At 63.9% G+C, this 13,852-nt stretch carries 13 protein-coding genes; 6 read left to right on the top strand and 7 right to left on the bottom strand.

What is annotated here, in order from left to right:
* Positions 1-115 precede the first annotated feature (115 nt).
* The gene (nusA, locus tag IV500_RS07705; protein WP_196396221.1) at positions 116-1,096 is read right to left on the bottom strand and encodes a transcription termination factor NusA; all 981 of its coding nucleotides are present in this window, start codon (positions 1,094-1,096) and stop codon (positions 116-118) included.
* Between the two features lies 1 nt (position 1,097).
* Positions 1,098-1,757 (bottom strand): ribosome maturation factor RimP, encoded by a 660-nt coding sequence (rimP, locus tag IV500_RS07700; RefSeq protein ID WP_196396220.1) that lies wholly within the window; start codon positions 1,755-1,757, stop codon positions 1,098-1,100.
* A 174-nt stretch (positions 1,758-1,931) separates the two neighbouring features.
* Here rimP and IV500_RS22125 point away from each other — a divergent pair, with 174 nt between their 5' ends.
* The 3 genes from IV500_RS22125 to IV500_RS07685 all read left to right on the top strand — a co-directional run bounded on the left by IV500_RS22125 (position 1,932) and on the right by IV500_RS07685 (position 5,172).
* The gene (locus IV500_RS22125) at positions 1,932-3,311 is read left to right on the top strand and encodes a DUF4439 domain-containing protein (RefSeq protein WP_196396219.1); all 1,380 of its coding nucleotides are present in this window, start codon (positions 1,932-1,934) and stop codon (positions 3,309-3,311) included.
* A 66-nt stretch (positions 3,312-3,377) separates the two neighbouring features.
* Positions 3,378-4,112 carry a VIT1/CCC1 transporter family protein gene (locus IV500_RS07690; protein WP_196396218.1) on the top strand — a complete coding sequence of 245 codons (735 nt, stop codon included), beginning with the start codon at positions 3,378-3,380 and terminating at the stop codon, positions 4,110-4,112.
* A 40-nt stretch (positions 4,113-4,152) separates the two neighbouring features.
* Entirely contained in the window at positions 4,153-5,172 is a 1,020-nt protein-coding gene (locus IV500_RS07685; protein ID WP_312875860.1) for an aminoglycoside phosphotransferase family protein, read from the top strand.
* A gap of 36 nt (positions 5,173-5,208) precedes the next feature.
* Here IV500_RS07685 and IV500_RS07680 read toward each other — a convergent pair whose 3' ends face one another.
* Positions 5,209-6,009 (bottom strand): sulfite exporter TauE/SafE family protein, encoded by an 801-nt coding sequence (locus tag IV500_RS07680; RefSeq protein ID WP_196396216.1) that lies wholly within the window; start codon positions 6,007-6,009, stop codon positions 5,209-5,211.
* A complete protein-coding gene (locus tag IV500_RS07675) occupies positions 6,006-7,805 on the bottom strand; it encodes a proline--tRNA ligase (protein ID WP_196396215.1) in 1,800 nt (599 codons plus the stop codon). Before IV500_RS07675 ends, IV500_RS07680 begins: the two co-directional genes overlap by 4 nt.
* A 249-nt stretch (positions 7,806-8,054) precedes the next feature.
* Between IV500_RS07675 and IV500_RS07670 the strand changes: the two genes are divergently transcribed.
* Genes IV500_RS07670 through IV500_RS07660 form a run of 3 tightly spaced genes read left to right on the top strand, consistent with a single transcriptional unit; the run spans position 8,055 to position 10,167 of the window.
* Entirely contained in the window at positions 8,055-8,798 is a 744-nt protein-coding gene (locus IV500_RS07670) for an ABC transporter ATP-binding protein (protein WP_196396214.1), read from the top strand.
* An 8-nt stretch (positions 8,799-8,806) separates the two neighbouring features.
* Positions 8,807-9,550, top strand: coding sequence for an ABC transporter permease (locus IV500_RS07665; RefSeq protein WP_196396213.1), 744 nt, complete (start codon positions 8,807-8,809; stop codon positions 9,548-9,550).
* The gene (locus tag IV500_RS07660; protein ID WP_196396212.1) at positions 9,547-10,167 is read left to right on the top strand and encodes a TetR/AcrR family transcriptional regulator; all 621 of its coding nucleotides are present in this window, start codon (positions 9,547-9,549) and stop codon (positions 10,165-10,167) included. The genes IV500_RS07665 and IV500_RS07660 overlap by 4 nt, the downstream gene beginning before the upstream one ends.
* A gap of 18 nt (positions 10,168-10,185) precedes the next feature.
* Here IV500_RS07660 and IV500_RS07655 read toward each other — a convergent pair whose 3' ends face one another.
* From IV500_RS07655 to IV500_RS07645, 3 genes are all read right to left on the bottom strand, one after another.
* Positions 10,186-10,755: a PadR family transcriptional regulator gene (locus IV500_RS07655; protein ID WP_196396211.1), complete on the bottom strand. Its 570-nt coding sequence runs from the start codon at positions 10,753-10,755 to the stop codon at positions 10,186-10,188.
* A 2-nt stretch (positions 10,756-10,757) separates the two neighbouring features.
* Positions 10,758-12,803, bottom strand: coding sequence for an oxidoreductase (locus IV500_RS07650; RefSeq protein ID WP_312875859.1), 2,046 nt, complete (start codon positions 12,801-12,803; stop codon positions 10,758-10,760).
* A gap of 144 nt (positions 12,804-12,947) precedes the next feature.
* Positions 12,948-13,838 carry a crotonase/enoyl-CoA hydratase family protein gene (locus tag IV500_RS07645; protein WP_196396210.1) on the bottom strand — a complete coding sequence of 297 codons (891 nt, stop codon included), beginning with the start codon at positions 13,836-13,838 and terminating at the stop codon, positions 12,948-12,950.
* Positions 13,839-13,852 lie beyond the last annotated feature (14 nt).

Genomic DNA, 13,852 nt, shown 5'->3' with positions numbered 1-13,852 from the left:
TGACGGTCGCTGACCCGGTCACAGCCATTCTAGCGCTTAGGGCGTAGTGATCCTAAACCGGCGCAGCGAAGCTGTTGGGGGCGCCCCCTGATGGCCAAGGAGCCGGAAGGGACAGCTATTGGGTTGCGTCAACGGCCGCATCGGAAACGATGTCGATGCGCCAGCCGGTGAGCTTGGCAGCCAAACGCGCGTTTTGCCCTTCCTTACCGATCGCCAGCGAAAGTTGGTAGTCCGGAACAACGACGCGGGCGCTGCGGGTATCCGCGTCGGTGATCGTGACGGAAATAACCTTGGACGGTGAGAGCGAATTCGCAATGAAGGTCGCTGAATTCTCGCTGAAATCGACGATGTCGATCTTCTCATCGTTGAGCTCGCTCATGACAGCGCGCACACGGGAGCCCATTTCGCCAATGCAGGCGCCCTTGGCGTTGATCCCGGGCTGATGGGCGAGCACTGCGATCTTGGTCCGGTGCCCGGCCTCCCTCGCCAGCGCCACGATCTCCACCGACCTGTCGGCGATTTCCGGGACTTCCAGCTCGAACAATTTCCGCACCAGTCCCGGGTGGGACCGGGACAGCGTAATCGAGGGGCCCTTGAGCCCGCGGCGCACGTCAATGACGAAGGCCCGGATGCGGTTCCCGTGCTTGTACTGCTCGCCCGGGACCTGCTCCGTGGGAGGCAGTAGGGCCTCCACCGAGCCCAGGTTCACCTGGACCATCTTTGGATTATGGCCCTGCTGGATCTGGCCGGAAACCAGCTCGCCTTCCTTGCCGCGGAATTCACCCAGCACGTTGTCGTCTTCAACGTCGCGCAGACGCTGCAGAATAATCTGCCGTGCCGTACTTGCCGCGATCCGGCCAAAACCGGCGGGAGTGTCATCAAATTCGCCGACTGCGGTTCCTTCTTCATCGAGCTCCGCGGCCCAAATAGTGACGTGCCCGTTCTTGCGGTCCAGTTCTGCCCGTGCCGCGGTGATCGCTCCCGGGGACTTGTGGTAGGCCACCAGCAGTGCCTGTTCGATCGTGGGAATCAGCAGATCCAGCGGGATCTCGCGTTCACGCTCCAACAATCTCAGCGCGCTCATATCGATATCCATGTCAGCTTTCCTCTCCATCGACCGCACCTGCGGTCGGACCAAAATCTTCATGCAGCCCCGCTTCGGGACCGGCCTCGTCCAGATGGCTGAACTCAACTTCGACCGTGCCCCGGCGGATTTTATCAAAAGCTATCTGTTGCGGATTGCCCTGTTTGGGCTTCATTCCTTTTTTGACGGTCAGCTCCGGACGGACAGTTACACCGTCGTCGTCGACCTCCAGCAGTCTTCCGGTCACGTTCTCGCCCGCAACCACATTGACCTTCACCATTCGGCCGCGGGCGCGGTACCAGTGACGACGCTCGGTCAGTGGCCGGCCCACACCGGGGGAAGACACTTCCAGGTCGAAGGGGCGGCCGTCATCCTGCGGATCCGCATCCAGGACGTCGGAGAGCTCACGGGAAATTGCCGCGATCACGTCCATGCCGACTCCGCCGCGAAGATTCTGTTCAAGGTCGACGACGACGCTAACCGTCCGGTGCGCCCCGGCAAGATGGACGTTCACGTCCTCAAGGAAGAGCCCATGGTTGGCGACCGTGGGGTTAAGCAGGTCAAAGAGCCGCCGTGCTTCCGCGGTGCCGGCAAGGTTTCCACCATCCGAGGGGCTGTCCGAATGCAGATTGTCGGACGCACCGTGAGCGTTGGGCCGATTCGGCTGGGTCATGAGTTTGCCGCCTCCCGGTTAGATGATGTTGTAGCCAATAGCCTACCGAATTCCCGGCCGATCCGGTGAACCGGGACCTTCCTCAACAGCACGCGTAGTTGGCTAAACACCGGCGGCTGCGACGCGGCTGTGCATGCGGCTGTGGGTGCTGCTGTGGGTGCGGAGCCGCCCGTCGTGACATCATCAAGTGTTGTGACCGACTCCCGCTCCCCCGCCGACTGGGCCGCCGACGATGACGCCCGCCAGCGGGCAGCCACATCCTCCTCGACTCCACGCCGCACCCGACGTACCGGGCTGCGGCGCGCGGGAGCTGATGACCAGCTAAGTGCTCCGGTGGAGACGAAAGTCACGCCCCCGTCCAGGATTCAGGCGACGGGCACAAACCTGCACAGAGCGGGACGTATTGTGCGGCGGCTGCTCCTGCTGCTGCTCACGGGCGCCATCGTCCTTGGGATGGGGACCGTCGTTGTCAGTGTTAAACCAGGCGAGGCGGGCGGGCCGTCGGCCAGCGGGCTGGCGAGAGCAGACGCGCTAAATCGTGTCACGACCCTGGCCGGTTCCGCCGCTGCGCTGCAGGCGACGGCAAGCGTGCCCGCCGTCGTCCTAAAGCTCCGCAACGCCAGGACCATGCTGGATGCGTACGCGGCCGCGCTGTCGCTCCGCAGCGACGAAACCCCGGGTTCCGCCACTGCGGCGGCGTCAACGGCGGAGCAGACGAATGAAACCCAGGCCGCGCCGGCGGGCATCCCGGAACTGATCCAAGGGCTGGTGGACGCCAGCACTGCCTCTCTCACAGCGGCCCGTACGGCACCTGGCGGCATGGCGCGAGTACTGGCGTCGGGAGGTACAGCTGCCCTCATGCAGGCCCGCTCACTCGCCGGCGATCTGGGGCTCCCGGTTCCGCAGTCCCCCTATCTGGATGCTTCGAGCACACTTAATTTGGCAGAACCCGGCGGGGCAGGACCCGGCGGGCAAGGACCCGGCGGGGCAAGTGGCACGCCCGAAACTCCCGGCATCTTCGCCACGGCGGTCCCGGCGCCCGCATCCACACCCGCACCCTGCGCCACGCAGCAAGCAGCGCCTGCGGGGGTCAACGAAGACCAGGCCCTGCTGACCGCGGTGGAAGCCGAACACAAGGCCATCTATGCATATCAGGTAGCAGCGACGCGCCTGACAGACCCGACCTCGCGTTTAGCCGTGCACCTTCTGTCGGATCATGAATCGACTCTTTCGTCGCTGCAGGATTTGCTCTCCACACGGTGCCTTCCACAACCGGTACTCCAACCCGGCTACGAGTTGGCACCGGGATTCACCGCAGCTCCTGCCGCTGCGCTGGCAGCCTTGGAGGACCAGCTTGCCACCGTCTATGCACAACTGCTGGCGCTCAGCGATCCCGCCGGCGGCGGCTCAACCCCTGTCGTGCGCACGACGGCCATTATGGCGTTGGTTCAGAACGCCCGGCACCGCTGGAGCTGGGGGCCGCCCGAAGTGCCCTTGCCGGGAATCGACCTACCGGACGCCCCGCCGGCGGCGCCCAGCCGGATGCAAAAATAGGGTTGGCTAAACTAGGGCATCCTTCCCTTGCTGGCGGTGCCCAATGACGAGTGGTTGGCTTAACCCATGAGCGAAGCGCAGGGACTCTCCACGCATGACAATGAGCCGCACCAGCAGGACACCGCGCAGCGGCTCAATTGGCTTAGGGCCGGCGTGCTCGGCGCCAACGACGGCATAGTTTCCGTAGCTGCCATCGTCGTCGGGGTTGCCGGCGCGACCACCAGCACGGGACCGATTCTGACCGCGGGGATGGCAGGACTGGTCGGCGGAGCCATCTCCATGGCACTGGGCGAATATGTCTCGGTCAGCAGCCAGAGCGACAGCCAGCGGGATTTGATCGCCAAGGAGCGCCGCGAGCTCGCCGAACAGCCCGACGAAGAACTTGCCGAGTTGGCGTCGATGTACCAGGCCAAGGGCCTCAGCCCGGCAACCGCTGCGCTGGTCGCGGAGGAACTCACGGCCGGGGACGCCCTGGCCGCGCATCTAGCCATCGAGCTCAACATTAACGAGGACGACGTCGTCAGTCCGTGGCACGCCGCAATAGCGTCGGCGGTCGCGTTCACCCTCGGTGCGATCCTGCCGCTGGCGGCGATTCTGCTGCCACCGGAAGGCTGGCGCGTGCCCGTTACCTTCCTCGCCGTACTGATCGCCCTCGGCGCCACCGGTTGGCTCGGGGCGCGGATCGGCGGTGGCTCGCGAACGCGTGCCGCGTGGCGGGTGGTCATTGGTGGGGCCCTGGCACTGGCGGCCACCTATGCCATCGGCAATCTGCTCGGCGCCAGCGGCCTGGTCGGCGGCTGATCCGCCACCGGCGGACCATTTGCGCAGTAGGCTATGGACTGTGACCGCCGTCATACCGATTCCCGCCGATCTGCGAAGACGTTACGCCACCAGCAGCGTCCGGCGCACGTGGCTGGCGAGCCTGCCCGGGCTGCTGGATGCGTCCCTGCAGCGTTGGAATCTCACAGTGGATCTGCCGTCGGGCCTGGAACCGTGGAACGGCAGGACCGGCATCGTGCTTCCGGTGAAGGCCGACGACGGTACACCGGCAGTCCTGAAGGTCGCCTACCCCTCGGCCGAGACCCGCTTGGAGCCGTTGGCTTTGCAATGGTGGGCCGGACATGGGGCAGTACGCCTGCTTCATCACAATGCCGGTGATTGCGCGATGGTGCTGGAACGGCTGGACGCCTTTCGCTCCCTGCAGGTGTGCGATCTGAATTCGGCTGTTGAGATCTGGGGCGGCATAGTGCGGCTATTGTCGATAGTCCCTAAGCTCGAGCCGGGCTGGTCCGGGCTTTCCCACATCGCGGACACTGCCGAGCGCTGGAGTGACGATTTGCCGGCCGATTGGGATGAGCTGGGACGGCCCTTTGACCGCTGGCTCCTGGAAGCGGCGCTGGAGGTATGCCAGACCCGCGGGGCGGTGGGCCGACGGTCATCCCGGGATGTCCTGGTGCATTCCGATCTGCATTTTATGAATATCCTCGGCCGGCCCGCGAATGCGGGCTACGCAGCAATCGACCCGCAACCGACGGTAGGCGAGGCGGAGTTTGCGGTAGCTCCCTGCCTGTGGAACCGGATTCCGGAGCTTTCCAGGGCGGATCCACAGGCAGCGTTGCGCCAACGCTGCGCGGATCTTTGTGCTGCTGCCGGGCTGGACTACGAGATTGCCCGGCAGTGGACTATTGCGCGTGAGGTGGACAATGCGCTCTGCTATTTAGCCGACAGGGCGCAGCCTGGCAGCATCAGCTCCGGTAGTGCGGCGTCGGGCGACGCTCAAAGGTCACTCTGGGTGGCCAGCACCCTGGCCGGGAGGACACTGTCCTGGCTGCCGGCGGCCCACGAGCTTAAGACCTTGTGACTGCAGAACACCGTAGCTCAAAACCCCGGCGGGTCGCTAACGGTGCGCGAAGTTCTCATTCCAGACGTCGAAGCCAAGTTTGACGATCAGGACGCCGACCACCAGCAGGAACACTATCCGGATGAAGCCGCTGCCCTGCCGGACGGCGGTACGGGCGCCAAGATACCCGCCGGCCATATTCGCCCCGCCGAGCAGCAGGCCCACCCCCCACAGCAGCGAACCATGCGGGAGGAAAAACAGCAGTGCACCGACGTTCGTTGCCATATTGACGATCTTGGCCTTGGCACTGGCCTCCAGGAATGCGTAGCCCATCAGGGTCACCAAGGCAATGATCAGGAAAGAACCGGTTCCCGGTCCGATCAGTCCATCGTAGAAACCGATTACCGCGCCGATGATGCAGGCCAAAACGTAGTGCCGGTGGCCCGTGTGCCGCAGCGCTGTCAGTTCGCCGACATTTGGCTTCAGTGCGGTGAAGACCGCCACCGCAATGAGAGCGGCGACGATGATCGGTTTAAACACGGACTGCGGCAGATGGGCGGCCAGTACCGCTCCACCAAAGCTCCCGCCGAGGGCTACCACCGCCATTGGGATGGCCGTCTTGAGGTCCGGTCCCACCCGCCGGTAATACGTCACGGCGCTGGTGGTCGTGCCAAAAATAGAGCCCATTTTGTTGGTCGCCAGCGCCTGCACGGGAGTAATGCCGGGAATCATCAGCATGACGGGAAGCTGGATCAGACCCCCGCCACCGACGACTGCATCAACCCAGCCGGCTGCGAAGCCGGCCACGATCACCAGAATGATCGTGGCCAGCTGCAGGTTTTCGAAGCCGGAAATCACCGGCCGGCGGTGCTGAGCACGTACTGCACTGCATCCGAGACCGCAATATTCTCGGCTTCACCCGTCGCGCGGTCTTTGATTTCGACTGCACCGTCCACCAGGCCACGGCCAACGGCCAGAATAGTGGGGACTCCGATCAGCTCGGCATCGGAGAACTTCACACCGGGCGAGACCTTCGGACGGTCATCGTAAATGACCTCCAGGCCTGCCGCTTCGAAGTCATCGGCCAGCTTCTGCGCAGCAGCGAAAATCTCCTCGCCCCGTCCGACGGCGACAATATGGACATCCGCGGGGGCGACCGAACGCGGCCAGATAAGGCCCTTGTCATCGTGGTTCGACTCCGCCAGCGCGGCAACGGCGCGGGTCACGCCGACCCCGTAGGACCCCATGGTCACCACCGCCAGCTTGCCGTTACGATCCAATACCCTCAAATCCAGCGCCTGCGCATACTTGCGGCCGAGCTGGAAAATGTGCCCCATCTCAATGCCCCGTGCGGCTTCTAAGGGGCCGGAACCATCCGGAGCTTCGTCCCCGGCACGGACCTCCACAGCTTCGATGGTGCCGTCCCAGCCGAAGTCACGGCCGGCGACCAGCCCGAAAACATGTTTCCCGCTCTCATTAGCCCCGGTGATCCAGGAACTCCCCGAGACCACCCGTGGATCCACCAGGTAGAGCAGTTTACTGCTTCCTTCGGAACCCAGCACCGCAGCATCCAGGCTCAGGCCCGGCCCGATATACCCCTTGACCAGCAGCGCATGTTTCTCGAGATCTTCCGCGTTGGCGGCCTCGACACCGATTTCGCCCGCCGTCGGCAGGTAAGTGCCAATGTTGGCTTCAATGCGTTTGAGGTCCACCGCCCGGTCCCCGGGAAGGCCGACGACGACGATCTGCCGTTCACCGGTGGGCAGGTCCACTGCGAGCACGACATTTTTCAGCGTGTCGGCGGCAGTCCACGGGCCAGCGCTGCGGGGGGCAATCGTATTGGCTGCGTCCACCAGGGTCGCGATTGTGGGGGTCGCAGGCGTATCCAGAACCCGTGCCGCGGGCGCCGTACTGAAATCAATCTCCGCAGGCGGTACCGTCGAGACGGCTTCAACATTTGCCGCGTAACCGCCCGCGGAGCGCACGAATGTGTCCTCCCCGATCGCTGTTGGGTGCAGAAACTCTTCACTTTTGGACCCACCCATGGCACCGGCTGTAGCAGCAACGGGGATAATATTCAGGCCGAGGCGTTCGAAGATCCGCAAGTAGGCACCCCGGTGCGCCTGATAGCTGGCTTCCAGGCCGTCGTCGTCAATGTCGAAGGAATAGGAATCCTTCATGATGAACTCCCGTCCGCGCAGCAGGCCCGCCCGCGGACGCGCCTCATCGCGGTACTTGTTCTGGATCTGGTAAATGCTCAGCGGCAGATCCTTGTAGGAGCTGTACAGATCCTTGACCAGCAGGGTGAACATTTCCTCATGTGTGGGCGCCAGCAGGTAATCCGCTCCCTTGCGGTCCTTCAAACGGAAAATGCCGTCACCATATTCGGTCCACCTGTTGGTGACTTCATAGGGTTCCTTGGGCAGCAACGCCGGGAAATGCACCTCCTGCGCACCGATGGATGCCATTTCCTCCCGGATGATTTCCTCCACCTTGCGCAGTACGCGCAGTCCCAGTGGCAGCCACGTGTAGATGCCGGGGGCAGCGCGGCGGATGTAGCCGGCACGCAGCAGCAGCTTGTGGCTGGCCACCTCGGCTTCGGCGGGGTCTTCGCGCAGGGTGCGAAGGAAGAGGCTGGAAAGTCGAAGGACCACGCGGAATTCCGTTTCTTGAGATGTTGGTTGAACGCACCCGTGGTTCCCGGCAGCTACCGGGCAATTCGCGACAAATCGGGCGACTTCCAATCTACCGGTTTCCACCGCACACCACATGCTGATGCCGGTGCTGAACGTACCTTCCAAAGGCAGAACGCCTGAAGCCTGCCTCTGGACATGGGTATCCCCCGGGCCTACCTTGGAATTCATCAGTTGATGAATTAATCCGCAGTTCCCCAGGAGGATCGTATGGGCCGCCACACCGTGCCCAGCGTCGAAGTCCGCGCACTGCATGTGCTTCGAGGCAAAACCATGGTCCTGAACGACGTGGACTTCAGCATTCCTACCGGGCGCATCACCGGCCTGCTGGGACCTTCGGGAAGCGGCAAGACCACTCTGATGCGTGCGATCGTTGGGGTCCAACGCGTCACATCGGGTTCCGTCCAAGTGCTCAATAAGGCTGCGGGCAGCCCGGAACTGCGCCACGAGGTCGGTTATGTTACCCAGGCACCAAGTGTCTACCGGGATCTGAGCGTTGAGGACAATGTCCGCTACTTCGGTGCCATGCACGGGCGAAACCGGGCGCAGGCCAGGGAGGCGATCGACGCCGTCGGACTGGGCACGCTGGCAAAACGCCGGACGGCGGACCTGTCCGGCGGTCAGTTCAGCCGCGTTTCGCTGGCCTGCGCCCTCGTCTCGGAGCCTCGCCTGTTGGTCCTGGATGAGCCAACGGTCGGGCTGGACCCGGTGCTGCGGGCGGAACTCTGGGAGCGCTTCGCCCGGCTCGCCGCCGGCGGCACGACGTTGATCATCTCCAGCCACGTCATGGAAGAAGCCAGCCACTGCGACACCCTGCTTCTCTTGCGTGCGGGCCGATTACTGGCCCGGCTCACCCCCGACGAGCTCCGCGTCCGCGGGGCAACAGAGGACCTTGAACTTGCCTTCCTGCACATGATCCAGGCGGACATTGCCGGCCGGCGTGGTGCGGCATGAATCCATCGATGCTGGGCGCAACCGCTGCCCGCGTCCTCCGGCAGCTGCGCGCTGACCCCCGCAGCATAGCCCTGATCCTGGTGGTTCCGGCCGTGCTGTTGGCCTTTGTCTACTACCTGTTCGAAAATGAAACGCTGCCACCGGGCGTGCCGCGCACCTTCGACCGGGTGGGCCTGATGATGCTGGCTATCTTCCCCTTCGTAGTGATGTTCCTGGTCACCTCCATCACTATGCTGCGCGAGCGGACGTCAGGAACTTTGGAGCGGCTGCTGACGACGCCCATTCATAAGGCAGACCTGTTATTCGGTTACGCATTGGCTTTTTCCATCATGGCAGCCCTGCAGTCTCTGTTCGCCACAGCCGTCGCCTATTGGGTCTTCGGAATGGATATCAGGGGTAATCCCGGCTGGGTGGTCGTCGTGGCGGTACTGAACTCAGTGCTGGGGGTAGCACTGGGACTGCTGTGCTCCGCCTTTGCGCGGACCGAATTCCAAGCAGTGCAATTCATGCCGGTGGTAGTGATCCCGCAGATTCTGCTCTGCGGTCTCTTTGTCCCTCGGGATCAGATGAATCCCATCCTGGAGCTAATCTCGAATGTGCTCCCTTTGAGCTATTCGGTAGACGCCCTGCAGGAAATCGCCGCACACGCAACATCCACCGCGACCATGACCGCAGATTTGCTGGTGATGGTCGGCTTTGTTCTCGCGGTGCTGCTGCTGGCGTCCCCCACCCTGCGCAGACGTACGCCGTGACGGCGGACGCGCCGCGGCCCGGACGACGGCGCGGCACTGGAAACAGCCGTGCGACGATCCTGGACAGCGCCCGGAAGCTGTTCGCCGAGCAGGGTTACGACGCTACGAGCATGCGGGCCATCGCCCGGGACGCCGGAGTGGATTCCGCGCTGGTGCATCACTATTTCCGGGACAAGGACGAGCTCTTTGTTTCCTGCATTGAGCTCCCCGCTGATCCGGAGTCGGTCCTGGCCGCAGTCGCGCGCACCGTGCCGGAGGTCCGCGGCGAAACCCTCCTTCGCGCGGTTCTTGGCCTCTGGGAATCCTCCGCACAACCTGCCCTGATTGCGCTGCTGCGCGGCGCCGTAAGTTCCGCACCTAATGCAGAGCTGCTGCGCCAGGTGCTGACAAAACGAATAATTGCTGCCCTGCTGACCGACCTGGCCGGCAACGCAGCCGATCGTCAACTGCGCGGAGCCCTCGCGGCAAGTGCGCTGATCGGCCTGTTGATGACCCGTTACATCCTCAAGCTGGAACCGCTGGTTTCCGCATCCGGCGAGGAGGTCATCTCCCTCCTGGCGCCGACGCTGCAGCATTACCTGACCGGAAATTTTCCCCGGTCCCCATCCCCGGCGTGATGGCCCGCCCGGGCGAGTTCAGTGTTCCAGCGTCGGGAGCGTCTCATCGGCCCAGTTAACCCACGCCTGCTCAAACATTATCCCGGCCCGCAGCACCGCGCGCTGCAGCCGCAGATCCGGCGTATTCTGTGCCTGCGCCCCGGAGCCCGCCGTAAAGTCATCGCCTTCTACCCCCTGATAAAGGGAGAGCTGCTGCTCATGCAGGCCCCGGTGCCGAGCCAGTTCCGCGCGCATTACCGCCCGCGCCGTGTCACCCGGGGCGCTCCCCGCCCGCATTACCGCCACCGCCCGCAGACGTACCAGCAACGCGTCCCGGACAGGCAGCGGATCCTGCGCCAGAACGGTCCAACGCGCCAGCTCCTCCAGTCCGGCAGGGAGGACGGCGTAGTCACGCTTTCGCCCGCGGGTCGCCTCCCGGGCCGCGGACCGGATGAGACCGCGTTCCTCCAGCCGTGCCAGCTCACGGTAGATCTGCTGATGGGTGGCCTGCCAGAAATAGCCGATCGACTTATCGAATCTTTGCGCCAACTCCGCTCCGGACCCAGGCTTTTCCGCCAGGGAGGTGAGAATTGCATGCGGAAGCGACATGACTAAAGAACGGCCCCCAGCCGGGTACCCTGGCTGATCGCGCGTTTGGCATCGAGCTCCGCCGCCACGTCGGCTCCGCCGATCAGGTGCACGGAAGCACTGCCCGCCTGGCCGGCCAGCCGGGCCAGTTCTGCCAGCTCCGCCTGCAGCTGCCGCTGCGGATCCTGCCCGGTGCAGACTATTACCGTGTCGACCGCGAGAATCTGCTTCGTGCCGTCGACACTCAGGTGCAGGCCGTCGTCGTCAATTCGGTGGTAGGTGACTGCGGGAATCATCTGCACACCCTTGGCTTTGAGCTCTGTGCGGTGGATCCAACCGGTAGTTTTACCGAGCCCGGCCCCGATTTTGCTGGCTTTGCGCTGCAGCAGGTAGACCTCACGGGCCGTTGTCGGCCGCTGGGCCGGCCGGATTCCCCCGCGCTCGGCGTAGTCGGGATCGATCCCCCATTCGCGGTAAAACTTCTCCGGCACCATGGTGGCGCTGTCGCCGTCGGCCGTAATGTACTCAGCCACGTCGAAACCGATGCCGCCGGCGCCCAGAATCGCGACCCTGGTCCCGACCGGTCTACCATCACGGACCACTTCCGGGTAGGTCAGCACACTGGCATGGTCCAGTCCCTCAATCTGAGGCATGCGCGGCGTGACGCCGGTGGCCAGAACGATCTCATCGTAGTCGCCCTCGGCCAGCTCGACGGCCCCGATTCTCGTGTTCAACCGCACGTCCACCCCGAGCAGCTGGAGCTGGCGGCCGTAGTAGCGGATGGTTTCATAAAACTCCTCCTTGCCGGGAATCCGCTTGGCAATGTTGAACTGACCGCCCAGCTGGGCATCAGCCTCAAATAGCGTCACCGAATGCCCACGCCCTGCCGCCGTTACCGCGAAACTCAAACCTGCCGGACCGGCGCCGACGACGGCTATCCGCTTCACTGCCGACGTCGGCTCGATCACGATTTCAGTCTCATGGCAGGCACGGGGGTTGACCAGGCAGGAACTGGTCTTGCCAACAAAGGTGTGATCCAGGCAGGCCTGGTTGCAGGCAATGCAGGTGTTGATTTCATCCGCAGCCCCGCGGGAGGCCTTGAGGACAAAAGCAGGATCGGCCAGCAGCGGCCTTGCCATCGACACCATGTCCGCAAATCCGCCGGCCAGCAGTTCCTCAGCAACCTCCGGCGTATTGATCCGATTAGTGGTAACCAGCGGAATGGACACCGAGCCCATCAGCTTCTTGGTCACCCACGCAAAGCCGGCCCGGGGCACCGATGTGGCCACCGTAGGGATGCGCGCCTCATGCCAGCCGATTCCGGTATTAATGATGGTGGCGCCTGCGGCTTCTACCGACTGCGCCAGCTGGATTACTTCAGCCAGCGTGGACCCGCCCTCCACCAGATCCAGCATGGACAGCCGGTAAATAATGATGAAATTTCTGCCGACCCGTTCCCTGGTACGGCGCACGATTTCCAAGGGGAACCGAATCCGGTGTTCATATGGACCTCCCCAAGCGTCGTCGCGTTCGTTGGTGCGGGAGACGATGAACTCATTAATCAGGTAACCCTCGGACCCCATGATTTCGACGCCGTCATAACCGGCCTGCTGGGCCAGGGCTGCGGCGTTCACGAAGTCCTCGATGGTTTGTTCCACCTCCTGGGAGGAAAGCGGACGCGGGACCAGCGGGCTGATCGGGGCCTGCACTGCGCTCGGGGCCACTGGCTCCGGCTGCGTCGAATAGCGCCCAAAATGCAGCAGCTGCAGTGCGATCCGGCCGCCATTGGCGTGCACGGCCCCGGTAACCAGCCGGTGCTGCTCCGCCTCGGCCTCGGTGCTCAGCTTGGCTCCGCCCGCAGCCGGGCGGCCCTGCTCATTGGGGGAAATGCCACCGGTGACCATCAAGGCGACGCCGCCGCGGGCCCGCTCGGCATAAAACGCCGCCATCCGTTCAAAGCCGTGCGGCAGCTCCTCCAGACCCACGTGCATTGAGCCCATCAACACCCGGTTCGGCAAGGTCAAAAAACCCAGATCCAGCGGCTTCATCAGATGGGGATAATTCGTCACGACTGCAGCTCCTTAAGGCAACTAGTTGCATAAAGACTACGGTAGCCGCGGTTCAGGGACCAGCCCGTAACTGCCACCGAGGGTGGCCGCTTGCCCCGGGCGTCAAAGCCACGACGGGCGCCGCGGACAGCGCGGTGGTGGTGTTCAGGACCGGTCCGCGCCCTGACTTTCATGGTCCCGGACGCGGCGCCGCCGTTGCTCGCCAAAGGCACCCATGGCTTCGGTAAAGTCCGCACTGGGCAGGAAAGCAGCATTCCAGGAAGCCACGTAGTCCAAGCCCGACTGCACTTCCCGGCTATGGCCGAAATTGAGTACTTCTTTGACGCCCTGCACTGCCAGCGGCGGATTGGCTGCAACAACAGCCGCTAACTCGCGCCCCCGTCCCAGCACGTCCTGGGCAAGCTCCGTTACGAGCCCCAGGGACAACGCGCGTGCCGCGTCTATGTCCTCGCCGGTAAGGGCCAAGTGCCGCGTGGCCGCTTCGCCGATGAGCCGTGGAAGCCGCTGCAGGGACCCCAGGTCTGCCACCATGGCCATTCTGACCTCGCGGACACTGAACTTCGCTCCCGGCGAGGCGATTCTTATATCCGCAGCGGCCGCTATATCCACGCCACCGCCGATGCACCAGCCATCGATCGCGGCTATAACCGGTTTGACGCAATTCTGCACCGATGCGACGGCCTGCTGCAGCCTTCCGATTGTCCGGCGGAATTCCGTCCGCTGGGCGGCATTTCTCCCGTTTCCGCCCATGAGCGCGGCAAAAACCGGTTCCATGGTGATCAGGTCCAGACCATAACTGAAGTTTCCGCCGGCGCCATAGAGCAAAACGGCACGAACCCGGCGCTCAGCACTCAACGCACCGAATACCAACGGCAGCTCAGCCCAGAAGTCCGGACCCATCGCATTACCCTTGCCGGGACCAACTAGCTCCACCAGAGCGACGGCGCCGTCAACCATAACCCGCAGGGATTTCAGTGAGCGCAACAGCTCTCCGGTTTCCCCGCCCAACGCCGCGCCACCCTCGGCTTCCGCCATTGGTCCTCCTCCTG

The sequence above is a fragment of the Arthrobacter terrae genome (assembly GCF_015708085.1).
Classification (GTDB): Bacteria; Actinomycetota; Actinomycetes; order Actinomycetales; family Micrococcaceae; genus Arthrobacter_M; species Arthrobacter_M terrae.
Note: the sequence above shows the minus strand (reverse complement) of the source record. Positions and strands in the feature narration are given on the sequence as shown.